This window comes from Haloplanus sp. GCM10025708, assembly GCF_042663985.1.
In the GTDB taxonomy this organism is placed as follows: domain Archaea; phylum Halobacteriota; class Halobacteria; order Halobacteriales; family Haloferacaceae; genus Salinirarus; species Salinirarus marinus.
Map to the genome: position 1 here is coordinate 572,361 of NZ_JBHSZA010000011.1, position 21,067 is coordinate 593,427.

Here is a 21,067-nt window from a genome sequence, read left to right on the forward strand (position 1 = left end):
CGGAGCACAGACTGACGGCATAAAATACTGTTCGGTGTTCGACGCCAGCGCGGGCGATCGATTCCGGGCGACGGGCGGCGCGTCCGTCGAGGATTCCTTCGCGGGCGTCAACGGTGACGTTCCGGATGACACCGTTCGATGGCCTCGCGGACCGCGGTGCGGCGACCGACGAACGTGAGGTGGTCGCCACGGCGAAGGGTCACGTCCGATTCCGGGAGCTGAGAGTCGCCGTCCCGACTCACGAGTGCGATCAGGACGCCATCCGGGAGTTCCTCGTCGAGATCGCTGATGGTCTTGCCGACGAGGCTCTTCGCCGTCACTTCGATCTCCTGGACGTCGCCGGTCCGACCGAGTTCGGTCATCCACTCGGAGAGCGCGGGGCGTTCGATCGCGTTGTCCATGGCGTACGCGATCGACTCGTCGGCGGAAATCGCCCGGACGCCTAACTCCTCGAACGCCTCGGCGTTCCCGGGCGTGTTCACGCGGGCGAGCACCGTGTCGACGTCGAACTTCGACTTCGCGAGTTGGGCGACGAGCAGGTTCGCGTCGTCGTCTCCGGTCGCCGCGGCGACGATTTTGGCGTTGTCCGCGCCGGCGGATCGGAGCACCTCCGTGTCGGTTCCGTCGCCGTGGTGGACGGTGAACCCCGCATTTCGCGCCGTTTCGACCTGTTTCTGGTCGCTGTCGACGACGATGACGTTCTCTCCGCGATCCTCCAGCCGTTCGGCGAGGCCGCGACCGACGCGGCCGCCGCCAACGATGATGACGCGCATTGGAAGTACCTCGAGTAGTTGTGCGATGTGTCGGGCGAAGCCGCCTTCGAAGACGACCGTCGTCAGGATGACCAGAAAGACGGTCCCGACGAGGATCGTCGCGGCTTCGGGATTCGACGACCGAAGGTCGAGCGCGAACAGCGTCGCCACGCTCGCGGGGATGATCCCCGGGGGCCGACCGCGCTCATGAACAGTTGCTCGCGGACGGAGAACTGTTCTCCGTGCGTGCAGAGCAACACCGCCACGGGCCGAACGAGGACGGTGACGGCGACGACGACGAGAACGCCGCCGACGCCGAGCGAGAGGAGGTCGTCCAACGACAGCAGCGTCGCCAGCGAGATGAAGACGAACGAGAGGACGACGAGCGTGACGTCGCCTTTGAACGCCGCGATCTCGTCCTCGTAGGGAAGGTCGGCGTTGCCGAGGAGGACACCCGCCGTCGCCGCCGCTGCGATCCCCGCTTCGGCGGCGATCGCTTCCGCGATCCCGAAGGTGGAGATCGCACCGACGAGGACGACCAACCGCGAGTTTCGCACCGCGTTCGACGCCGAGAGATCGGCGTGTTCGAGGAGATACCAGAGGACGCCTGCCGCCACGGTGCCGACGAGGACGCCGACGCCGAGCCGGGAGACGAACGCCTGTAACAACGCGGGGATCCCGATCCCGCTGGCGACGACGCCTTCGAAGACGGCCACCGCGAGGATCGCCGCAGTGACGTCGTTGACGATCCCCTCGGTCTCGAGTGCGGCGGCCACGCGGTCGCGGACGGGAACGACGTTCAGAATGGGCGTGATGACGGTCGGACCGGTTGCGATGAGAAGCGATCCGACGAGAAACGACAGCTCCCACGACGCGCCGAGCGCGAATCGGACGGCGAGCGCCGTCCCGACGAGCGAGATGCCGGCACCGAGTGTGACCAGCCGAAAGGCTTCGCGTGGGGTCTGGCGCAGTTTCGAGAGTTTGAGATGGAACGCTCCCTCGAAGATGATGATCGCCACCGAGAGTCCGACGATGGCCGATAGCGGTTCAGGGCCTCCGAACGCGTCCAAGCCGACGACGTCGAGCCCTTCGGGGCCGACGGCGATGCCCGCGAGAATGAGAAAGAGGACGCTCGGGATCTCCAGTCGGTCGGCTGCAACTGGGAAGCGACACCCAGCCCTAGGATGGTCACGACGAGGGGAGTAATCCGGTCCCTGAACTCACGATGTCCGGATGAATACGTTTGTGAGATAAAAGCTCCGTGAAATCGTTTGTGAGATAAAAGCTCCGTGAAATCCTCGTCAGTAATTGGGGAGAATTCTTCGTGGAACCCCCGATATGGTGAAGACTTCTCCAAACGTTCAAAAACGGTTACGATGCTGGTCGCTCCCGACGAAACCACCACCGAGACGCGAGGGGAACGACGAATTTCACCGACTATTTACGTCGTGGCCACCGACCTCTTCGTAACCGAAACACGTGTTATCCCCGAGACGGACGCGTGCTCCCTGCGATTTGGCGGCTCCGATCTCTGATCGGTCGTCGAAACCGGATCATCGTCCGTCTCTCCTTCATCAGGCGTACTCTGCGACGGGTTCTGGGATCGCTCTGATCGGACCCAACTATGGAAATCGAAATTGCAACTATTGGCGGCTACGAGGAAGTCGGACGTCAGATGACCGCTGTCCGTGCCGGCGACGACGTCGTCGTCTTCGACATGGGACTCAATCTCTCGAAGGTACTGATTCACGACAACCTCCAGACCGAGAGCATGCACTCGTTGGACCTCATCGACATGGGCGCGATTCCCGACGACCGCGTCATGTCGGAACTGGAAGGCGACGTGCGAGCGATCGTCCCGACGCACGGCCACCTCGACCACATCGGCGCGATCAGCAAGTTAGCACACCGGTACGACGCCCCGATCGTCGCCACGCCGTTTACCCTCGAACTCGTCAGAGAGGAGATTCAGGACGAAGGGAAGTTCGTCGTGGAGAACGACCTGGTGAAGATGGAGGCCGGCGAGACGATGCAGATCGGCGAACGCTGTGAACTGGAGTTCGTCAACGTCACCCACTCCATCATCGACGCCATCAACCCCGTCCTCCACACGCCGGAGGGTGCCGTCGTCTACGGCCTCGACAAGCGGATGGACCACACGCCGGTCATCGGCGACCCCATCGACATGAAGCGGTTCCGCGAGATCGGCCGCGAGGGCGAGGGCGTTCTCTGCTACATCGAGGACTGCACGAACGCGAACAAGAAAGGACGCACGCCCAGTGAGGCCGTCGCTCGGGACCAACTCCAGGACGTCATGCGGAGTATCGAGGACTACGACGGCGGCATCGTCGCGACGACGTTCTCCTCGCACATCGCCCGCGTCTCCAGCCTCGTCGAGTTCGCGAAAGACATCGGCCGCCAGCCCGTCCTGCTCGGGCGGTCGATGGAGAAGTACTCCGGCACCGCCGAACGTATCGACGCTGTCACGTTCCCCGACGATCTCGGGATGTACGGCCACCGGAAATCGGTCGACCGCGCGTTCGAGCGGATCATGAACGAAGGCAAGGAGAACTTCCTCCCCGTCGTCACGGGCCACCAGGGCGAACCGCGCGCGATGCTGACGCGGATGGGCCGCGGCGAGACGCCGTACGAACTCGACGACGGCGACAAGGTCATCTTCTCGGCCCGTGTCATCCCGGAACCGACCAACGAGGGCCAGCGCTACCAGTCCGAACGGCTCCTCCGGATGCAGGGAGCGCGCATCTACGACGACGTCCACGTCTCGGGTCACCTCCGCCAGGAGGGTCACTACCAGATGCTGGATGCCCTCCAGCCTCAGCACGTCGTCCCCGCCCATCAGGATATGGCCGGGTTTTCGGGCTACGTCGACCTCGCTGGGGGCCAGGGGTACAAAGTCGGACGGGATCTTCACATTACGTCGAACGGGAACATTCTCCAGTTAGTGTAATCTGGCATCGGTGCGCCTTCCACTCTCTCGGTTGGTTTCCGTCAGTTCGGCGAACTGTGGCATCCCGAGAGACAGTTCGCGTCGAACGGGTCGCTCACGGACCACGTCGTCTGACGCTCGTCGGGACGCGTTCGCGACGCGGCGGGCGTTCGTCGCGCCCGCCGGTGCGAGCGTGCGGGCCCAACACATATTTATACGTCAGTGTCGCTTTGCGAATTATGGCTCCACAGGATCAGGACACGGGCGAGTTCGGCGAATTCGGCGGCCGCCACGTGCCCGAGTTACTCGAAGGACCGCTCGACCAGTTGGCGACGGCGTTCGAGAACGTCGCCCAGACGCCGGCGTTCCGAGCGGAGTTTCTCGACGTGCTGGAGGAGTACGCCGGGCGGCCGACGCCGCTCTACCACGCAGAGAACCTCTCGGCGGAGTACGGGGCCGACATCTACCTCAAGCGCGAGGACCTGCTCCACGGCGGCGCGCACAAGATAAACAACGCCGTCGGGCAGGCGCTCCTCGCGAAGAAGGCGGGTCGGGACCGCCTCATCGCCGAGACGGGCGCGGGTCAGCACGGCACCGCGACGGCGATGGTCGGCGCGCTATTCGACCTCGACACGGAGATCTACATGGGAGAAAAAGACGTCGAGCGCCAGAAGATGAACGTCTTCCGGATGCGTCTGATGGGGGCCAAAGTCAACGAGGTGACCCGCGGAAACGCGGGCCTCGCGGACGCCGTGGACGCGGCGCTCGAAGATCTGGCGGAGAACGTCGAGAACACCCACTACCTCGTCGGATCGGTGGTCGGTCCCGACCCCTTCCCGCGGATGGTCCGGGAGTTCCAGTCGGTCATCGGCGACGAGGCACGGGAACAGATACTCGACCGGACGGGCGAACTGCCGGACGCGGCCGTCGCCTGCGTCGGCGGCGGGTCGAACGCAATCGGCCTGTTTCACGCCTTCCGCGACGACGACGTGGCTTTCTACGGCGGCGAGGGCGGCGGCGAAGGGGCGGAATCCGGACGCCACGCCGCCCCGCTGACGGAGGGGAAATCGGACGTCCTCCACGGGATGAAGACCCGCGTCATCGACGAAGACGTCGATGTCCACTCCGTCTCGGCGGGCCTCGACTACCCCGGCGTCGGCCCCGAACACGCGATGTTCCGCGCCGTCGGCCGGTGTGAGTACCGCGGCATCACCGACGAAGAAGCGCTGGAGGCGTTCCGTACCCTGAGCGAACTGGAAGGAATCGTCCCGGCACTGGAGTCTTCGCACGCCATCGCGCTGGCGAAGCAGATCGCGGACGACCACGACACCGTCGTCGTCAACCTCAGCGGCCGCGGCGACAAGGACATGGAACAGGCGGCCGAACTGTTCGACCTCGGGTCGTGATCGGCGCTGACGGCCGATCGACGGCGGTGATGGCCGTGTCCATGACAAGTATTAACACGGGTCGACGCCTACGGAGTTTCCATGTCGAAACCCTCCTCGTACGTCTGCAGTCGGTGCGACCAGCACGTGAGTTCGCTCGCGTACCGAGCGCGCTGTCCGGAGTGTGGGAGCGGCCTCCGGACGGCGACGTACACGTAACTGCGGCCCCGCCCCGAGATGACCGACGACGCACCGAGCGGAAGCGACGATCCGACGACCGTCGTCTCCATCGCCGTTCGATCCGAAGACGTCGTGACGGCTCTCGAATCGACGCTCCGGAGCAGCCAGCGGACCGTCCTTCGCGTGACGCCGCCGTTCTCCGGTCGAATGCGCGCCCGGCTCCACCGGCCGTCGAACGGCGACGCCGCCGAGTCGCCGAACCCGATCCACGTCGGTCCCGAAACGCTGGTCGAGGAGATCCCTCCGTACCCCGAACTGGACGACACCGAAGACAGACTCAGACGCGAGGGCGCTTACTCCACGGAGGCACACCGTGACGCGCACGTGACGGCCGTCGAGGCGTGGCGCGACGCGGTCCGTGACGCGATCGTCGACGTCGCCACCGTCGAGACGCCAAACGGACCACACCGGGTCGAGGTCGACCAACTCGGGTGAACCCACCGAAACGTATATATGGTACTCGTTCACACGCCTATCGGAGTATTTCCTCATATTCGGGCGTATATGGCCGTGTAGTGCGGGATTTACCTCTCGACATACACCGACATTTTTATATCCTTTACGGTCTTACTCATCGTAAGGACGACCTTCGCTCCGGGTTTTCTCGTATATTCTCTTCGAGGGGTTCGTCCACACGGAGCATCCCACATGAGCGATACGAAACCGGTAACACAACGGCAGGCAGAATCGGACGAGCGGGAACGCGACGACGCGTCCCGGACGACCACGTGTCCGGAGTGCAGCGGGCACCTCGTAACCGACGAAGAACACGGCGAGACGGTCTGTGAGGAGTGCGGTCTCGTCGTCGAAGAGGACGGCATCGACCACGGTCCCGAGTGGCGCGCGTTCGATTCGAGCGAGCGCGACTCCAAATCTCGCGTCGGCGCGCCGACGACGAAGATGATGCACGACAAGGGGCTGTCGACCAACATCAGCTGGCAGGACAAGGACGCCTACGGGAAGACGCTCTCCTCGCGCCAGCGCCAGCAGATGCAGCGACTGCGGACCTGGAACGAGCGGTTCCGAACCCGTAACTCGAAAGAGCGCAACCTGAAGCAGGCGCTCGGCGAGATCGACCGGATGGCCTCCGCGCTCGGCCTCCCCGAGAACGTCCGCGAGACCGCGAGCGTCATCTACCGCCGCGCGCTGGACGAGGACCTCCTGCCCGGGCGCTCCATCGAAGGCGTCGCTACCGCGGCGCTCTACGCCGCCGCGCGGCAGGCCGGAACGCCGCGTTCGCTCGACGAGATCGCGAACGTCTCCCGAGTCGAGAAGATGGAACTGACGCGGACCTATCGGTACGTCGTTCGGGAGCTGAAACTCGAAATTCAGCCCGCGGATCCCGAGCAGTACGTCCCGCGGTTCGCCTCCGAACTCGACCTCTCCGAGGAGGCAGAACGACAGGCGCGGCAACTGCTCCGGGCCGCCAAAGAGCAGGGCGTCCACAGCGGCAAGAGCCCCGTCGGCCTCGCCGCCGCGGCCGTCTACGCCGCCGCCCTCCTCACCAACGAGAAAGTCACCCAGAGCGAGGTCTCCGAGGTGGCCAACATCTCCGAAGTCACCATCCGCAACCGCTACAAGGAACTCCTCGAGGCGCAGGATCTCCCGGCGTGAACGGGCGGGCGCTCGCCGGATACCCGGAGACGCGGCGATAGCCGCCGTCGCCGCCGGGAGCGCTCCGCCTCGACCGACTCGCTGGCGAACCGCGTTCGAGACAGACGTCGTCCGAGCGACAGCGGTTCGTACTCGGCCGGCACATCCGGTCCACAATCTATATCATGGCCGATAGTTTCTCATAGGACGAATTCAATGACGGACGAGGACGAGCGCCACGGAGCTCGTGGCAATCGACGGGTATCCCGCCGCGCTGCGCTGAGGGGAGTCGCGGCGGCTGCGGGAACGGGTATGACCGGATTCGCCGGCTGTGTTGGCGGAGTCGGCGACGGAAGCGGCGGGGCCATCAAGATCGGCCTCCAGGCCGACCTCACTGGAGCGCTGTCGATTTACGGCTTCTGGCACCGCCGCGTCCTCGAAAACTACGTCGACCATCTCAACGCTAACGGGGGCATCGGCGGCGACGACGTCGAGCTGCTGGTCGAAGACACGGAGACGGATGCGAAAGTCGGCGGACAGGTGTTCCGAAAACTCGTCCAGCAGGACGACGTCGACTTCGTCATCGGATCGCAGTCGTCCGGCGTCTCGATAGCGACGAACCCGTTGGCAGATCAGTTCGAAATTCCGTACTTTCCCCTCGGCGAAGCGCCCTCGATCACCGGCGCGGACGGGAACCGGTGGGTCGTCCGGAACAACCACAGCACCGAACACGCGGCACAGATCGCCGTCGAACACGGCATGGACAGCGGTTCGAAGTGGACGATCGTCTATCAGGACTACGCCTTCGGTCAGCAGTATCGCGACGCGGTGAAGGCGGGCGTCGAGCAGCGCGGCGGCGAAGTCCTGTCGTCGATCGGTGTCCCGGTGGGCGAGAGCGATCTGACGTCGTATCTCAACAAAGTCCCCGACGACACGGAGGTGCTGTTCAACGCGCTCATCGGCGCGTCGTCGCTGAATTTCCTCCAGCAGAGTTCGGATCTCGGAACGCCGGGCGAGCGTCTCGGTGCGATCGCGTCCGTCGAGGGCGTCGACATCAGCAGCATCGGCGGCGGGGCCGAGGGCGCGGAGTACGTGACGATGCTGCCCCGGAACCCCGGCGAACACGAGACGGAGGGGACGAGACATCTCCGGGAGATGGCGAACCCGTCCGAGACGGACAACGTCTACCTCGGCGGTCACATCAACGCCTCTTACGAGGCCCTCTCGTGGATACGGGACGCCGTGTCCGCGACCGACTGGGCCGGCGCGAGCGACCACCAGGCGCTCATCGAGTGGTTCGAGAGCGGGCCCGCCGTCGAGGGCGGCACGAAGTACCCGCAGGGACCGAAGTTCTTCCGCGGCGAGGATCACCAGGCGTTCATGAACATGTTCATCGAACGCATCGACGGCGGCGCGCTGACCAAACTCAAGGAAGTCGTCGTCGACGAACCGAGCTTCGAGCCGCGGGCTGACCTGAAAGGCCAGTCCTTCTGATCGCCCGCTACGCGTTCGGGGCGACGTTCGGGTGGCCGACGTGGCGATTCGGCTTCCAACTCCGGCCTCGTCCGTCGGTCTTCCCGGTAGCGCGTCCGAGCACAGTTGTGTCGTCGGCCGTGTGTCGTGATACCCAGTCGGTTTTGCGTTCCCTCTCGACGCGTCGGAGGATGGGTATAAATCGGCAGTCGTCGCGAGCGGGCCGTTCGCGGGAGCGGGACGCCCATGCAGTGACCGAATTCGATGGCCGACAGGAGCGGGCCTCGATCCGGGACCGACCGTCGCCAGCAACATTTATATCGCCACCTTCGAAATCACCTGCCCGAGTTATGAGAACCCATCCCGGTGGGAGAGGCCTCACGAACGAGCGCCGGCCGGCCTGGCGACCCGACGGTGCCCAGGCGGGGAACGGGCGGTCTACCGCGGGACGGACCCGCCGGACGTCCACTGTCTGCCTCTGAGATGGCGCTCGCGAGCGACGTCGCGGTCGCGGTGCTCAACGGAGTCACGTGGGGGCTGATCGTCGCCTTGATCGCGCTCGGGCTCAACCTCATCTTCGGGCTGCTCGAGATCGTCAACATGGCCCACGGCTCGCTCTACATGCTCGGTGCCGTCATCGGGTGGTTCGTCATCGACGCCACCGGGAGCTTCTTCGTCGCGCTGTTTCTCGCCCCGCTCGCCGTCGGGATGATCGGAGTGGCGATAGAACGCGGCGTCCTCCGACCGATCGAGGACGACGTCTCGATCACGTTGATCGCGACGTTCGGGCTGTTGTTGATCTTCCAGCAACTGGCCCTGATGAGCTTCGGACCCGGAACCCGCTCCGTCGCCGCGCCCATCTCGGGCACGGTGTCGTTCGCGGGCGTCTCCTACTCGACGTACCGATTGAGCGTGGCGGTCGTCGCGGTCGCCCTGATGGCCGGACTCTACCTGTTTCTGTTCCGGACGCGCTACGGGACGTGGATGCGGGGCGTCCGCCAGAACCGCGAGGTCGCGAGCGCGCTCGGCGTCCCCACCTCGAAGGTGTACGCCTTCACGTTCGGTCTCGGGTCGCTGCTCGCCGCGCTGGCCGGCGTGTTGCTCGCCCCCATCGTCAGCGTTCACCACCTGATGGGACTCGACGTCCTCGCCGTCGCCTTCATCGTCGTCATCGTCGGCGGCCTGGGTTCCCTTCGGGGGTCCTCGTCGCCAGTTTGACGTACGCGCTCGTCGAGAACGTGGGTGCGCTGTTCGTGACGCCGGTGCGGGCGCGCATCCTGACGCTGACGCTGATGATCGCGTTCGTGTTGGTTCGACCCGGCGGCATCTTCGAGGGGGACGCGGTATGACGGAGTCCCACGAGACGCCCGTCGGTCGGGTGACACCGAAACGCGGGGCGTGGGGGCTGGTCGCCGCCGTCGCGGTGGCGTTCCCGTTCGTCGCCGGGGATTTCCTGCTGTTTCTGGCCGCTTCCGTCCTCGCCCTCGGTCTCTACGGCGCGGCGTTCGACCTGCTGTACGGCTACACGGGGCTGTTGAGCTTCGGCCACGCCGTCTTCTTCGGTGTCGGTGCCTACGCCGCGACGTTCGCGATAACGGACTTCGGGCGGGGCGTGTTCGTCGGCCTCGCCGCGGGCTTTCTCGCCACCGCGCTCGTCGCCGTCGGCCTCGGCCTCGTGGCGACCCGGGTGAGTTCACACGGATTCGTCATCGTCACGATCCTCATCGCCCTCATCGCGAACCTCGCCGCGGTGAGTCTGACGTCGATCACCGGCGGCACCGACGGCCGGAGCGTCGCGGTGCCGCCGGTCGCCCTCCCCGGCCTCGGGGACCTGTCGTTTTTCGACCCGGTCTTCCGGTATTTCTTCACCCTCGCGGTCGTCGTCGCGTCGTTGCTGGTCATGTATCGGCTGGCGAACTCGCCGGTCGGGCTCGCGTTCCGGATGATCCGCGACAACGAACGGCGCGCCCGGATGCTCGGCTACAACGTCACGGCCTACAAACTGTTCGCGTTCAGTGCCAGCGGGGCGTTCGCCGGCCTCGCGGGCGTCCTGAGCACCTACGTCACCGGCTTCGTGAGCGCCTCCGAGTTCTCCCTCGTCGTGTCGGGCGACGCGATCATCTACACGCTCGTCGGCGGCCGGGCGACGCTGTTCGGGGCCGTCCTCGGGGCCGTCCTCGTCGAGGGCGCGTCAAACTTCGTCAGCGAACTCACGGACGCCTACCCCCTCGTCGTCGGCGCGTTGCTGTTGCTCACAGTCGTCTTCGAACCCGAGGGACTGGTCGGAGTGGCCGCCCGGATGCGCGAGCGGTTCGGGTCGCCGGACGCGACGTCGGCGGCCGACGACGGAGCGCGGGCCGACGACGGAGCGCGGGCCGACGACGGAGCGCGGGCCGACGACGGAGCGCGGGCCGCCGAGTCGGAGTCCGGGACGGACGCCACGGGGGACGAGCACCGATGAGCGACGCGATCCTGCGGACGGAGAATCTGACCCGGCGCTTCGGGGAACTGGTCGCCGTCGACGCCGTCGACCTGGAGGTCCACGACGGCGAGATACGCGGGCTCATCGGGCCGAACGGGGCCGGCAAGACGACCGTGTTCAATCTGCTCTCGGGCATGCTCGACCCGTCGTCGGGACGGATCTGGTTCGACGGCGAGGACATCACGCACACTCCGCCCCACGAGATCACCTCGCGGGGGATGGCACTGGCGTTCCAGATTACCAGCATCTTCCCCGAGTTGACTGTCGTCGAGAACGTCCTCGGCTCGATCAACGGACAGAAACGGCTGCTGAGCCCGATCGCGCGCTACAGCGACGACCGCGAAGGCATCGACCGCGCCACGGGAATCCTCGGTCGCGTCGGCCTCGAACGATACGCCGACGAGACGGCCGAGAACCTCTCGCACGGCGATCAGAAGCTCCTCGAACTGGCGCTGGCACTCGCGAGCGACCCGGACCTCCTGTTGCTCGACGAGCCGACGGCGGGGCTCTCGGCGAGCGAGACGCGGACCGTGGTCGAACTGCTGGAAGAACTCCGCGGCGAGGTGACGATCGTGCTCATCGAACACGACGTGGACCTGGTGATGGAACTCGTCGACAGCCTGACCGTCCTCCACCGCGGGCGGATCGTCGCCGAGGGGACGCCGGCGGAGATCGAACGGAACGAGACGGTCCAGCAGGTCTACTTCGGGAGGAGTACTGATGCTCGACGTCGACGCCATCGACACGTACTACGGCAAGAGCCACATCCTGCACGACGTGAGCTTCGAGGCGGGCAGCGACGAGGTCGTCGCCCTCCTCGGACGTAACGGCGTGGGAAAGACCACGACGATGCGGTCCATCATCGGGCTGACGCCGCCGCGGACCGGGACGATACGGTTCGAGGGCGAGGTCATCTCCGGCAAGTCGCCGCCGGAAATCGCCAACAGGGGGATCGGCTACGTCCCGCAGGATCGGGGGATGTTCCCGGAGCTGACCGTCGAGAAGAACCTGGAGATGGGCCTCGGGACGGCCGATCGGGACGACGACGTCGTCCGGGCGATCTTCGACCGATTCCCCCGCGTCGAGGATCGACTGGATCAGAAGGCGGGGACGCTCTCGGGCGGCGAACAGCAGATGGTCGCGATGGCGCGGGCGCTGATGCGAGACCCCAAACTCGTGTTGATGGACGAACCCACCGAAGGACTGATGCCGTCGCTGATCCCCGAGATCGCCGGGATTACGCGCGACATCGCCGAGTCGGGGTACAGCATCGTCGTCGTCGAGCAGAACGTCGAACTGGTCCTCGACATCGCCGACCGCGTCTATCTGATGGACAACGGCCGTATCCACGAACAGGCGACGCCGGCCGAACTCCGCGAGAACGAACGGACACTGCAGGAGTACCTCGGCGTCGGTCTCTGACCGTCGCCTCGGATCCGGTCTCCCACGTTCGGGCCGACCGTACGGTCGGGATCGCCGCGGGCGACGCGATCGAGACGTGACGTCGGGCGGTAGCGGACAGCGCTGGACCGGCTTTCGACCGTTCCGCGGCGCTCTCGAATGGCAATTACACTCACGGGCTCGTCGCCCGGACGTACGGCCGATGAGCGGGGGAGATGCGAGATCGACGCTCTGTCCGAGAGACACGATCTCGACGAGCGATCGACGCGGTACGAGTCCATCGACGACCGCCTGCTCGCCCGGTGGACGGGGGCCGGCGGGACCGAGCCGATCGGTCGAAACCCGGACGCCGCTCGAGATAGGCAGCAAACCTTTATTGACGCTCCGCGTCGCACACGGCGTATGGTCGAAGCGTTCGTGCGATTACTGTGTCCCGAATGTGGTAAAGACTGGGAGGAGACTCCTACCGAACTACCGTCCCACCGCGAGAACTTCTCCTGTCCGTCCTGCCACGCGACGCGTCGACTCGCCGAGTTCATGCGTACGGACCGCGACCTGGAGACGTTGAAACAGTTCGACTAACCGAACCGCGCGCGAGGAGCGCGCGCGACCACGCCGCCATCGCGAGCGCGACGCCCGACACGCTTCCGACGAACGTCGCCGTGGTCGACGGGGGTCTCCTCGTGACGAGCAGCGACGGCGGTTCGGAACCGAGGGCGGCGAACTGCTACTCCGTTCACTGACTCTCGATCACCATCGCGTTGCTGGTCCGCGGAGCGCGTCGAATTCCCGCGAATCGAGCGCAACCCACTTCGTACTCTGGGACTAGCGGTCGGCATGGAACTGGTCGTCTTCGGCGCGGGTAGCCTCGGAAGCCTCGTCGGCGCGCTCCTCTTGCGGGTACACGACGTGACGCTGGTGGGGCGCGACCCGCACGTCTCGGCGATTCGCGACGCCGGCCTCCGGGTTCGCGGCGTCGAGTCGTTCGTCGCCCGTCCCGCGGCGACGACGGACGGCACCGGGTTGTCCGCCGACCTCGCTCTCGTGACGGTCAAGTCGTTCGACACGGGCGACGCCGCCAGCGACCTCGATACCGGCGACGTGGGTGCCGTCCTGTCGCTCCAGAACGGGATGGGAAACGAGGCGGTTCTCGCCGACGCGCTCTCCTGTCCCGTCCTCGCGGGAACGGCTACCTACGGGGCCGTGAGCGATGCCCCCGGCGAAGTCGAGTGGCGCGGGGGCGGTGACGTCGTCCTCGGTCCGTGGACCGACGACGCCGACGCCGCCGCGTCCCGCGCCCGCGACGCCTTCGCGTCGGCGGACGTTCCGACGACGCTCGCCGGCGACGTCCGCCGACGACTCTGGGAGAAGCTGGCCGTCAACGCGGCTATCAACCCGGTGACCGCGCTCGTCGCCGCGCCGAACCGCGCGCTGACCGAGGGGCCGGCGTCCGATCTCGCGCCCGTCGTCGCCCGGGAGTGTGCGCGCGTCGCCCGTTCCGAAGGAGTCGACCTCGACGGCGCGAGCGCGATCGCCGCGGTCGAGCGCGTCGCTCGGGAGACGGCGGGAAACCAGTCGTCGATGCGTCGCGACCTGTCCGCGGGACGGCGGACCGAGATAGACGCGATCACGGGCTACGTCGTCGAGCGCGCGGACGTTCACGGCATCTCGGTTCCGGTGAATCGGACGCTGCTGTCACTCGTCCACGCGTGGGAACGCGAACGTGGACATCGGTGAGTCGAGCATTAAAGACGCCCGCGTGCGAGCCTCCAGTATGCCAACTGTCGAGACGATCCGGACCCACTCGGGCGAGCCGATTACGATGCTCACTGCGTACGACGCGCCGACGGCGGAGATCGTCGACGAGGCCGGCGTCGACGTGATACTCGTCGGGGACAGTATGGGGAACGCCGTCCTGGGCTACGAGTCGACGCTCCCGGTGACGTTCGACGAGGTGGCGAGTCGGACCGCCGCGGTGGTCCGCGCCGTCGAGGACGCGCTGGTCGTCGCCGATCTCCCGTTTCTGAGTTACGGCACCGACGAAGCGACGAGCGTGGAGAACGCCGGCCGTTTGTTGAAAGAGGCCGGAGCGGACGCGGTCAAGCTGGAGTGTGGGCCCCACACCGTCGACCTGACCGAACGGCTGGTGCAGTTGGGCATCCCCGTCATGGGGCATCTCGGCCTGACGCCACAGCACGTCAACCAGCTCGGCGGCTACGCGAGGCGGGGGACGGAGACGGAAGAGGCGACGGAGATTCGGCAACTCGCCCGTTCCCACGAGGACGCCGGCGCGTTTTCGCTCGTCCTCGAACACGTCCCTGCGGCCCTCGCCTCGCAGGTCTCGAACGACCTCGACGTCCCGGTGATCGGCATCGGGGCGGGATCGGACGTCGACGGACAGGTGCTCGTCCTCACGGACGTCGTCGGGCTCTCGAAACGGTCGCCGCCGTTCGCCGAACAGTTCGGTGACGTCCGCGAGGAACTGGCGTCCGCCGTTACCGCCTATCGAGACGCCGTCGTCGACGGGACGTTCCCCCGGTCCGACGGCGGGGACGAACCGGATAGCTAGATATCCGGCACCGAGGAGAGCGCGCCACAGGCGTCGCATTTCATCACCGTCGTCCCTTTCTCCGTGACGAGATGGGTGTCGGGCGAGCCACACTCCGTGCAGGTGACGAACGTCTCGACGTACTCGTCGAGGGCGTTCTCGATGCGGGCCTGCCGGAAGTCACCGGTCAGGCGGACGCGCCCGCTGTCGTCGATCTGGGCGCTCGTCCCGAGTTCCGACTGGAGGAACTTCATCAGGTGGTTGGGCTCCCGATTCAGTCGGTCGTGCGTCGCCTGGAAGTTCTCGTACACCGTGGCGTTCCCCTCGCTTCGAATCTCGGGGATCGGAACCTCGAAGCGACTCCCCGTACTCTGGATGTCCGGCGACTCCGAGAGCGCCCGGTCGAGACTGTCTTCGTAGTCCATACGTGTACGCTGGCCGCCGCGAAACTAAAACGTTTCAGGAGGCACGGGCCGAACCCGGGAACTCTTATCCACGGACCGTTTGAAGCGGGTATGTTCGAGGACCGCTCGGACCGAATCACTACCAACCCGCCGTTTCGGGGGTACGGCGTCGCAGTGACGCCCGCACCCGACGGTCCGCGCGCGTACGTCGCCGGATTCGGTCAGCCGAACCGATTCCTATCGTGGCGCGACGGCGAGTTCGTCGACGTCTCCTGTGGCATCCTCGCCGACGAGGGGAACCACGCGCTCGGGGTGGCCGCCGCCGACCTCGACGAGGACGGCCGGGAGGAGGTGTACGTCCACAACGGCGCGTCGTTCGGCGGCGTCTCCCCGAGCCCGACCTGTTGCTCGACCCTGATGACGGCCGGTGGACCGACCTCTTCTCGCACACCGTCAACGACGGACGAGCGAACCGCCGGGTCGGTCGGTCGGTCGCCGCGATCGACCGCCTCGGCACGGGTCGCTACGGAATCTTGGTGACGGGGTACGGTGCGCCCGCCCGCTTCTACGAACTCGGCGACGACCGGGAGATAACCGACCTCGCGGAGACGGTCGGCCTCGCCGTGACCACGGGTGGCCGGTCGCTCGTCACCGGGCCGATCGTCACCGACCGCACGGACGTGTTCGTGGGCGTCGAGCGCGGTCCGAACCTCCTCTTGCAGAACGACGACGGGCGCTTCGTCGACGTGGCCGACGACTACGGCGTCGCCGACCCGCACGGCCACGCCCGCGGCGCGACGCTCGTCAGCCCGACCGGCGGTCCGCGGTTCGACCTCGCCTGTTGCAACTGGGAGGGGAGAACCACCTGTTCGAACGGACGCGAGACGGATTCTGCGACGCCACGCCGCCCGCGTTCGCGACGCCTGGGCGCGCCCGGACCGTGGTCGCCGCCGACTTCGACAACGACGGCAGTCCCGAACTGTTCATCAACTGCCTCGGCCAGCGGAACCGCCTGTTCACCCACCGCGACGGCTGGACGGCGGTCGACCCCGGAGCGGCGACCGAAGCCCGCGGCTACGGCACCGGTGCGGCGGTGGCCGACTTCGACGGCGACGGGACGCTCGAACTGCTCGTCGTCCACGGCGAGAGCGAGGCCCAACCACTGTCGCTGTACGCCGTCCCGAACGACGGTGCCTGGGTTCGCGTCCGGCCGACGACGCCCGCCGGCGCGCCCGCCCGCGGGGCGCGGGTCGTGCTCGAAACGAGCGACGGCCGACAGACCCGCGCCGTCGACGCCGGCAGCGGCTACCTCTGCCAGATGGAGCCCGTCGCGCACTTCGGTCTCGGCACGGCCACGCCCGACCGGGCGAGGGTCCGGTGGCCCGACGGGCGCGAACGAACGGTCGAGTCCGTCCGCGCGCGAACCACCGTCGACGTCCCTCATCCGAGCGCCTGAATCGCCGAATAGCGGGTTTCAAGTGCCGGTCGCGTCATACCACCGGGCATCATGGTAGATCCGACGTCGGACCTCGGCGAAGACGTGGACGAAGACGACGCCCCGACCTGCGTGACGTGCGGGAAGAAAATCGTCGAGGAGCCGGCTCACCGGGTCGTCTCGTGGGTCGAAGGCGGCGTCGTCGAACACCGCCACTTCTGTAGCGACGAGTGCGAGTCGTCGTGGCACGAGACCAATCCCGCACAGTGAGCCCTGCGCCCCGCGCTGTCGATCCCCGCAATTGAAGTAGCCGTTCTGCGGTGTACCGACGATGAGTACCCGGGTCGTCAGTCTGTTCGAAGTCGCCCATCCCCGGCGGGTGCTTCTGTTGAGCGGGGCACACGCCATCAACGAGTTCTACAGCGTCGCGCTCCCGCCCATCTTGCCGCTTCTCGTCGCCGATCTGAGCGTCAGCTACGCCGAAGCCGGCTTCCTGGTGACCGTCTTCTTCGTCATGTACACGATCTTTCAGCTTCCGGTCGGCTTTCTCGCCGATCGGACGTCGAAGCGAGCGCTCATCGTCGGCGGGATGGTCGTCCTCGCGGGCGGGATGTTCCTCGCGAGCTTCGCCGAGTCCTATCTAGTCCTCGCCGCGTCGCAGGTGCTCGCCGGGATCGGCGGGAGCACCTACCACCCGGCGGGGATGTCCCTCGTCAGCGACATCGAAGGCTCGGAGACGGAGGGGAAGGCGATGGGTCTCCACGGACTCGGCGGCATCGTCGGGACGATGCTCGCACCGGCGCTGGTGGGCGGCCTCGCCGCCGTTTACGACTGGCGCACCGCCCTCGCCGGTAGCGCCGTCGTCGGCGTCGGCTACGCCGTCGTGTTCGTCGCCCTCTTCCGATCGTCGGCGGAGACGTCCGCGGAGAGCGGGGGCTCCGGCGGCTCCGACCTGTCGCTCCGCGAGCGCCTCCGCGAGTCGCTGTCGGGCTTTGCGAAACTCTCCCTGACCGGGTGGGTCGCCGGCCTCGTCGTCGGGAAGGTGCTGTTCAGTTTCCAGTTCGGGGCCGTCCGGACATACACCACCTCCTACGTCTTCGCGCGGGCGGGCGAGTCGGCGTCGCTGTCGAACGTCGTCTTTTTCGTCTTGCTGGTGGGCGGTGCCGTCGCGTCGCTGTGGTTCGGGAGCCTCGCCGATCGGTTCGACCGCGCCAAGTTGCTGGCGGCGACCTTCTTCGTCGCCGGCGCGTTCGTCGGCGTTACGATCCTCCTGCCGCCGAGCGTCCCCTTCCTGCTGGCGTGGTTTTTCGCCGTCGGCGTCGCCGTCTACGCCACCCTCCCCGTCATCAACACGCTCGTCTCGCAGTACGCCCAGCGCGAGTCGAGCGGTAGCCTGTTCGGCATCACGCAGACGGCGTCGGCGGTCGGGAGCGCCACGGCACCGGTGGTGTTCGGTGCCGTCGCCACCCGCTACGGCATCGGCGTCGCCTTCCCATCGATCGCCGTCGTGAGCGTCGGCGGCGGCCTCGTCCTCCTCGTGTTCGCCTACCGCGTGTTCACGTGAGGAACCGATCCAGCCCCAGCGAGAGCATGTCGGGGCTCACGGGCTGGAACTCCTCGCGTTCGTACGCGGGGAGATACTCGCGCACGCCGTTCCAGCGCTCGCGGGCGTACCGTTCGTCGACGAGGACGCGCACGCCGCGTTCGTCGGGGCCGCGGATGACCCGACCGACGGCCTGCCTGGCCTTCCTGACCGCCGGCACCGTCAGCGCCGTCTCGAATCCGCTCGCGTCGAAGGTGCGGTCGTAGGCCGTCACCAGCGCACGAGTCCGCGGGCTCGTCGTGTCGATGAGCGGGACGCCACAGACGACGGCGGCGTGCAGGCGGTCGCCGCGGTAGTCGACGCCCTCGGTCAGCGTGCCACGGAGGCTGGTCACGAGCACCTTGTCGCCGTCACCGAAGAAATCCGTCTTGAGCGACTCCGTCTTCCCGTCGTCGCTCGATTCGTCGAGGAGGACCGGCTCGTCCAACCGGTCGTCGAGTGCGCCCGCCATCCACTCGGCTTCGGCGTAGTTGGGCATCCCCACGAGGACGTTCCCCGGGCGCGAGGCGACTTCGGCCGCCGCGTTCACGTAGAGGCGACGCGTCTCGTTTTCCTCGCCCGTGGGGCCTCGGTTTTCGTAGGTGAACGCGGGCGCGTCGACGGCGAAGCTCTCGCGGTTCTCGGACGGGAACGAGAGGCCGTACGTCCGTTCGACCACGGGTCGCCCCTGCCGTTCGAGGCGGTCCAGCCCCGTGACCGTCCGGAAGACGTCGAGCGGTTCGAGCGTCGCGCTCATCAGGACGCCGCCGCCGAACTCCTCTAAGCGGGCGGCGATGGCGTCGCCCGGGACGCAGTTGTGAAGCGAGAGACGGGCGTTGTACGCCCGCCGCCACGAGTCCGGCGGTTCCGTCTCGTCCCACGTCCGTTCGAGGTCGACCTCGCGGAAGTAGCGCTCGTGGTCGGCGTGGTACCACGCGCCGAGGGCCCGACCGACCGCCGGCGACGCCCGGCGTTTGTCCTCCGCTTCGACCGAGTTCAACGTCCGCTCGACGACGGCACCGACCGCCTCGGCGCGCACCCACACGTCGTCGTAGCCCGCCTCCCGCGCCCACTCGGAGATGGCGTCGGGTTCGGGGGTCTCGGGGTCGCGAAGCGGGATTTCGTCGTCGTCGAGGGCCGTCAGGTCGGCGCGCCACCCCGGGTACTCCCTCTCGAGGTGGGCGGTGACCCGGCGGTCGAGTTCCTCGCGCAGGGCGCGGACGAACTCGCGGGTCCGCTTCAGTTCGTGGAGGGTCACGTCCGCGTCCGAGAGTTCGGCGCGCACGAGTTCGGCGTCCGTGTCGACTACCTCCCGCTCCTCGTCGTCGAACTCGACGGGCTGAATGACGCGCGTCAGCTCCGTCTCCGCGTCCCGGAGGGTCGCGTCGGCCACGCCGTCGCTGACGAGGTCCCGGACCCGCGGCTCGAGCATGTGCGCCTCGTCGCAGACGACGAACGTCGAGTCGTCCAGTAGCGCGCCCGTGAACGAGCCGACCGTCTGCGGATCGAACGCGTGGTAGTAGTTGCCGACGACGACCTCGACGTGCGGGATGATCGCGCCGAGCATCGAGTGGGGGCAGGTGCCGTGGCCCGCCGAGAGGGCGACCAGGTCCTCGACGTCGACGAGGCCGCGGCCGTCGAAGTCGAACGGGACGGCCTCCACGGGATCGCCGTCCTCCGGCAGGTCATCGAGGAACTGCGCGTAGAACGGGCAGTACTCGGTATCGCCGGACTCCGGGAGTTCGGGCAGGTACGGCGTCGGCTCGCCGGCGGTTTCGAGATACGACGGCCCGCCGCGCCCGGAGTCGGCAAGGCCGGTCTGGGCGCGGCGGGCCTCGGCGGCGAGCGCGCTCGCCGTCGTCGAGTCGGTCAGGTTGCGCGTCCGTTCGCGGAGGCCCTCACAGCGGTCGTAGACGGTGGCGTCGTCGACGTCGGCGACGTTCTCTCGGCTGTACGGACAGACGTCCGCCTTGCCGACGAGCGTGACGCCCGAGACGGGCCGCCAGTCGTCGGGCAGATTCTCGTTTATCGTCCGGAGGTCGGCCTCGAACTGTCGGAGCTGCTGTTTGACGCTCGTCAACACCAGGACGCGCTCGTACGACGACTCCGGGTCGCGAACCCGGTCGATGCCGGCCGCGAGAGCGAGCATGGTCTTCCCAGTCCCGCACGCCCCTTCGACGACGGTGAACCCGCCCGCGTTCGCCGTCTCGATGGCCGTCTCGATACCGTCTACCTGTTCGGGATAGGGGTCGTCGTGACCGAACACCGTCTCCCACGTCTGCCCAACCATTGGCGTCGTACGATGGATGGCGTCGGCTTCGAATAAAAAGCCCGGCTCGGTCGACTCAGAGGAGACTGCGCCCGAGGACGATCACTGCGAGGTTGTTCGCGAAGACGGCGAGTCCGACCGCCACCAGCGACCCCAGCCAGAGTTCGAGGAGGAGGGCGAAGTACCGCGACTGCGGGGCGGAGGTCCGACGGAGACGGCCCATGAGGACGTGGAAGGTGACGCTGACGAGGACGACGACGCCGAGGTGGACGGCGACGACGACGCCGAGCGACCGGCCGAGGAGCCACCGCATGAGCGGATTGCCTTCCGCCGACCGTCCGACCACTTCGGCGGCCGCGAGCGACGTGAGCAAGTCGACGGTGACGAGGAGAAAGAGGGCGACGGTCACCCAGTCCCAGTACTCGCCGATGCGCGACTCGTCGACGGTTCGCCCGCGGCTCATACAGTCCCCCGTTCGTCTCCGGACGGGGTGTAGCTGTCGATCCGGCGGCGTCGTCGGCCGTCTCGGAAGTCCGATCGCGACCGGCGTCGTCCG

Annotated in this window: 20 protein-coding genes and 1 pseudogene; 17 read left to right on the forward strand and 4 right to left on the reverse strand. The window is 67.1% G+C overall.

Features of this window, described 5'->3' with window-relative positions; all coding sequences use genetic code 11:
* Window positions 1-107: 107 nt before the first annotated feature.
* Window positions 108-1,959: pseudogene (locus tag ACFQJD_RS06180) on the reverse strand (cation:proton antiporter).
* A gap of 417 nt (window positions 1,960-2,376) precedes the next feature.
* Between ACFQJD_RS06180 and ACFQJD_RS06185 the strand changes: the two are divergent.
* The 13 genes from ACFQJD_RS06185 to panB all read left to right on the forward strand — a co-directional run bounded on the left by ACFQJD_RS06185 (window position 2,377) and on the right by panB (window position 14,842).
* Complete coding sequence (locus ACFQJD_RS06185) at window positions 2,377-3,720, forward strand: RNase J family beta-CASP ribonuclease (RefSeq protein WP_379796885.1); 1,344 nt, start codon at window positions 2,377-2,379, stop codon at window positions 3,718-3,720.
* A 218-nt stretch (window positions 3,721-3,938) separates the two neighbouring features.
* Window positions 3,939-5,105 carry a tryptophan synthase subunit beta gene (gene trpB / locus ACFQJD_RS06190; RefSeq protein ID WP_379796888.1) on the forward strand — a complete coding sequence of 389 codons (1,167 nt, stop codon included), beginning with the start codon at window positions 3,939-3,941 and terminating at the stop codon, window positions 5,103-5,105.
* Window positions 5,106-5,321: 216 nt separating this feature from the next.
* Window positions 5,322-5,759 carry a hypothetical protein gene (locus tag ACFQJD_RS06195; protein WP_379796890.1) on the forward strand — a complete coding sequence of 146 codons (438 nt, stop codon included), beginning with the start codon at window positions 5,322-5,324 and terminating at the stop codon, window positions 5,757-5,759.
* 213 nt (window positions 5,760-5,972) lie between these two features.
* Entirely contained in the window at window positions 5,973-6,938 is a 966-nt protein-coding gene (locus tag ACFQJD_RS06200) for a transcription initiation factor IIB (RefSeq protein WP_379796892.1), read from the forward strand.
* A 291-nt stretch (window positions 6,939-7,229) separates the two neighbouring features.
* Window positions 7,230-8,411 (forward strand): ABC transporter substrate-binding protein, encoded by a 1,182-nt coding sequence (locus ACFQJD_RS06205; protein ID WP_379796894.1) that lies wholly within the window; start codon window positions 7,230-7,232, stop codon window positions 8,409-8,411.
* A 462-nt stretch (window positions 8,412-8,873) separates the two neighbouring features.
* Window positions 8,874-9,608 carry a branched-chain amino acid ABC transporter permease gene (locus ACFQJD_RS06210; protein ID WP_379796896.1) on the forward strand — a complete coding sequence of 245 codons (735 nt, stop codon included), beginning with the start codon at window positions 8,874-8,876 and terminating at the stop codon, window positions 9,606-9,608.
* A complete protein-coding gene (locus ACFQJD_RS06215) occupies window positions 9,605-9,739 on the forward strand; it encodes a hypothetical protein (RefSeq protein WP_379796898.1) in 135 nt (44 codons plus the stop codon). The genes ACFQJD_RS06210 and ACFQJD_RS06215 overlap by 4 nt, the downstream gene beginning before the upstream one ends.
* Window positions 9,736-10,851, forward strand: a complete 1,116-nt coding sequence (locus ACFQJD_RS06220; RefSeq protein ID WP_379796900.1) for a branched-chain amino acid ABC transporter permease — start codon at window positions 9,736-9,738, stop codon at window positions 10,849-10,851. The genes ACFQJD_RS06215 and ACFQJD_RS06220 overlap by 4 nt, the downstream gene beginning before the upstream one ends.
* On the forward strand, window positions 10,848-11,699 hold the full coding sequence (locus ACFQJD_RS06225; protein ID WP_379796902.1) for an ABC transporter ATP-binding protein: 852 nt from the start codon (window positions 10,848-10,850) through the stop codon (window positions 11,697-11,699). Before ACFQJD_RS06220 ends, ACFQJD_RS06225 begins: the two co-directional genes overlap by 4 nt.
* Window positions 11,593-12,294: an ABC transporter ATP-binding protein gene (locus tag ACFQJD_RS06230; protein WP_379796904.1), complete on the forward strand. Its 702-nt coding sequence runs from the start codon at window positions 11,593-11,595 to the stop codon at window positions 12,292-12,294. Before ACFQJD_RS06225 ends, ACFQJD_RS06230 begins: the two co-directional genes overlap by 107 nt.
* 381 nt (window positions 12,295-12,675) lie before the next feature.
* A complete protein-coding gene (locus ACFQJD_RS06235; protein WP_379796906.1) occupies window positions 12,676-12,855 on the forward strand; it encodes a hypothetical protein in 180 nt (59 codons plus the stop codon).
* Window positions 12,856-13,110: 255 nt separating this feature from the next.
* Window positions 13,111-14,010, forward strand: a complete 900-nt coding sequence (locus tag ACFQJD_RS06240) for a ketopantoate reductase family protein (protein WP_379796908.1) — start codon at window positions 13,111-13,113, stop codon at window positions 14,008-14,010.
* Window positions 14,011-14,047: 37 nt separating this feature from the next.
* Window positions 14,048-14,842: a 3-methyl-2-oxobutanoate hydroxymethyltransferase gene (panB, locus tag ACFQJD_RS06245; RefSeq protein WP_379796910.1), complete on the forward strand. Its 795-nt coding sequence runs from the start codon at window positions 14,048-14,050 to the stop codon at window positions 14,840-14,842.
* On the opposite strand, the gene ACFQJD_RS06250 is transcribed toward panB, so the two are convergent.
* Window positions 14,839-15,246, reverse strand: coding sequence for a translation initiation factor IF-2 subunit beta (locus ACFQJD_RS06250; protein ID WP_379796912.1), 408 nt, complete (start codon window positions 15,244-15,246; stop codon window positions 14,839-14,841). The genes panB and ACFQJD_RS06250 overlap by 4 nt on opposite strands.
* 90 nt (window positions 15,247-15,336) lie before the next feature.
* Between ACFQJD_RS06250 and ACFQJD_RS06255 the strand changes: the two genes are divergently transcribed.
* The 4 genes from ACFQJD_RS06255 to ACFQJD_RS06270 all read left to right on the forward strand — a co-directional run bounded on the left by ACFQJD_RS06255 (window position 15,337) and on the right by ACFQJD_RS06270 (window position 18,224).
* A complete protein-coding gene (locus ACFQJD_RS06255; protein ID WP_379796914.1) occupies window positions 15,337-15,765 on the forward strand; it encodes an FG-GAP repeat domain-containing protein in 429 nt (142 codons plus the stop codon).
* A 301-nt stretch (window positions 15,766-16,066) separates the two neighbouring features.
* A complete protein-coding gene (locus tag ACFQJD_RS06260) occupies window positions 16,067-16,681 on the forward strand; it encodes a CRTAC1 family protein (RefSeq protein ID WP_379796916.1) in 615 nt (204 codons plus the stop codon).
* A gap of 51 nt (window positions 16,682-16,732) precedes the next feature.
* A complete protein-coding gene (locus ACFQJD_RS06265; RefSeq protein WP_379796918.1) occupies window positions 16,733-16,930 on the forward strand; it encodes a DUF7576 family protein in 198 nt (65 codons plus the stop codon).
* 61 nt (window positions 16,931-16,991) lie between these two features.
* The gene (locus ACFQJD_RS06270; RefSeq protein ID WP_379796920.1) at window positions 16,992-18,224 is read left to right on the forward strand and encodes an MFS transporter; all 1,233 of its coding nucleotides are present in this window, start codon (window positions 16,992-16,994) and stop codon (window positions 18,222-18,224) included.
* Here ACFQJD_RS06270 and ACFQJD_RS06275 read toward each other — a convergent pair.
* Together ACFQJD_RS06275 and ACFQJD_RS06280 are read right to left on the reverse strand one after the other, a co-directional pair.
* The gene (locus ACFQJD_RS06275) at window positions 18,217-20,532 is read right to left on the reverse strand and encodes an ATP-dependent DNA helicase (RefSeq protein WP_379796922.1); all 2,316 of its coding nucleotides are present in this window, start codon (window positions 20,530-20,532) and stop codon (window positions 18,217-18,219) included. The two genes, ACFQJD_RS06270 and ACFQJD_RS06275, sit on opposite strands and share 8 nt — an antisense overlap.
* Before the next feature lie 55 nt (window positions 20,533-20,587).
* Window positions 20,588-20,974 (reverse strand): hypothetical protein, encoded by a 387-nt coding sequence (locus ACFQJD_RS06280; RefSeq protein WP_379796924.1) that lies wholly within the window; start codon window positions 20,972-20,974, stop codon window positions 20,588-20,590.
* Window positions 20,975-21,067 lie beyond the last annotated feature (93 nt).

Coding starts and splice junctions, on each gene's coding strand:
- ACFQJD_RS06185 (WP_379796885.1), top strand. CDS start 2,377: ATGGAAATCGAAATTGCAACTATTGGCGGCTACGAGGAAGTCGGACGT.
- trpB (WP_379796888.1), top strand. CDS start 3,939: ATGGCTCCACAGGATCAGGACACGGGCGAGTTCGGCGAATTCGGCGGC.
- ACFQJD_RS06195 (WP_379796890.1), top strand. CDS start 5,322: ATGACCGACGACGCACCGAGCGGAAGCGACGATCCGACGACCGTCGTC.
- ACFQJD_RS06200 (WP_379796892.1), top strand. CDS start 5,973: ATGAGCGATACGAAACCGGTAACACAACGGCAGGCAGAATCGGACGAG.
- ACFQJD_RS06205 (WP_379796894.1), top strand. CDS start 7,230: ATGACCGGATTCGCCGGCTGTGTTGGCGGAGTCGGCGACGGAAGCGGC.
- ACFQJD_RS06210 (WP_379796896.1), top strand. CDS start 8,874: ATGGCGCTCGCGAGCGACGTCGCGGTCGCGGTGCTCAACGGAGTCACG.
- ACFQJD_RS06220 (WP_379796900.1), top strand. CDS start 9,736: ATGACGGAGTCCCACGAGACGCCCGTCGGTCGGGTGACACCGAAACGC.
- ACFQJD_RS06225 (WP_379796902.1), top strand. CDS start 10,848: ATGAGCGACGCGATCCTGCGGACGGAGAATCTGACCCGGCGCTTCGGG.
- ACFQJD_RS06230 (WP_379796904.1), top strand. CDS start 11,593: ATGCTCGACGTCGACGCCATCGACACGTACTACGGCAAGAGCCACATC.
- ACFQJD_RS06235 (WP_379796906.1), top strand. CDS start 12,676: ATGGTCGAAGCGTTCGTGCGATTACTGTGTCCCGAATGTGGTAAAGAC.
- ACFQJD_RS06240 (WP_379796908.1), top strand. CDS start 13,111: ATGGAACTGGTCGTCTTCGGCGCGGGTAGCCTCGGAAGCCTCGTCGGC.
- panB (WP_379796910.1), top strand. CDS start 14,048: ATGCCAACTGTCGAGACGATCCGGACCCACTCGGGCGAGCCGATTACG.
- ACFQJD_RS06250 (WP_379796912.1), bottom strand. CDS start 15,246: ATGGACTACGAAGACAGTCTCGACCGGGCGCTCTCGGAGTCGCCGGAC.
- ACFQJD_RS06255 (WP_379796914.1), top strand. CDS start 15,337: ATGTTCGAGGACCGCTCGGACCGAATCACTACCAACCCGCCGTTTCGG.
- ACFQJD_RS06265 (WP_379796918.1), top strand. CDS start 16,733: ATGGTAGATCCGACGTCGGACCTCGGCGAAGACGTGGACGAAGACGAC.
- ACFQJD_RS06270 (WP_379796920.1), top strand. CDS start 16,992: ATGAGTACCCGGGTCGTCAGTCTGTTCGAAGTCGCCCATCCCCGGCGG.
- ACFQJD_RS06275 (WP_379796922.1), bottom strand. CDS start 20,532: ATGGTTGGGCAGACGTGGGAGACGGTGTTCGGTCACGACGACCCCTAT.
- ACFQJD_RS06280 (WP_379796924.1), bottom strand. CDS start 20,974: ATGAGCCGCGGGCGAACCGTCGACGAGTCGCGCATCGGCGAGTACTGG.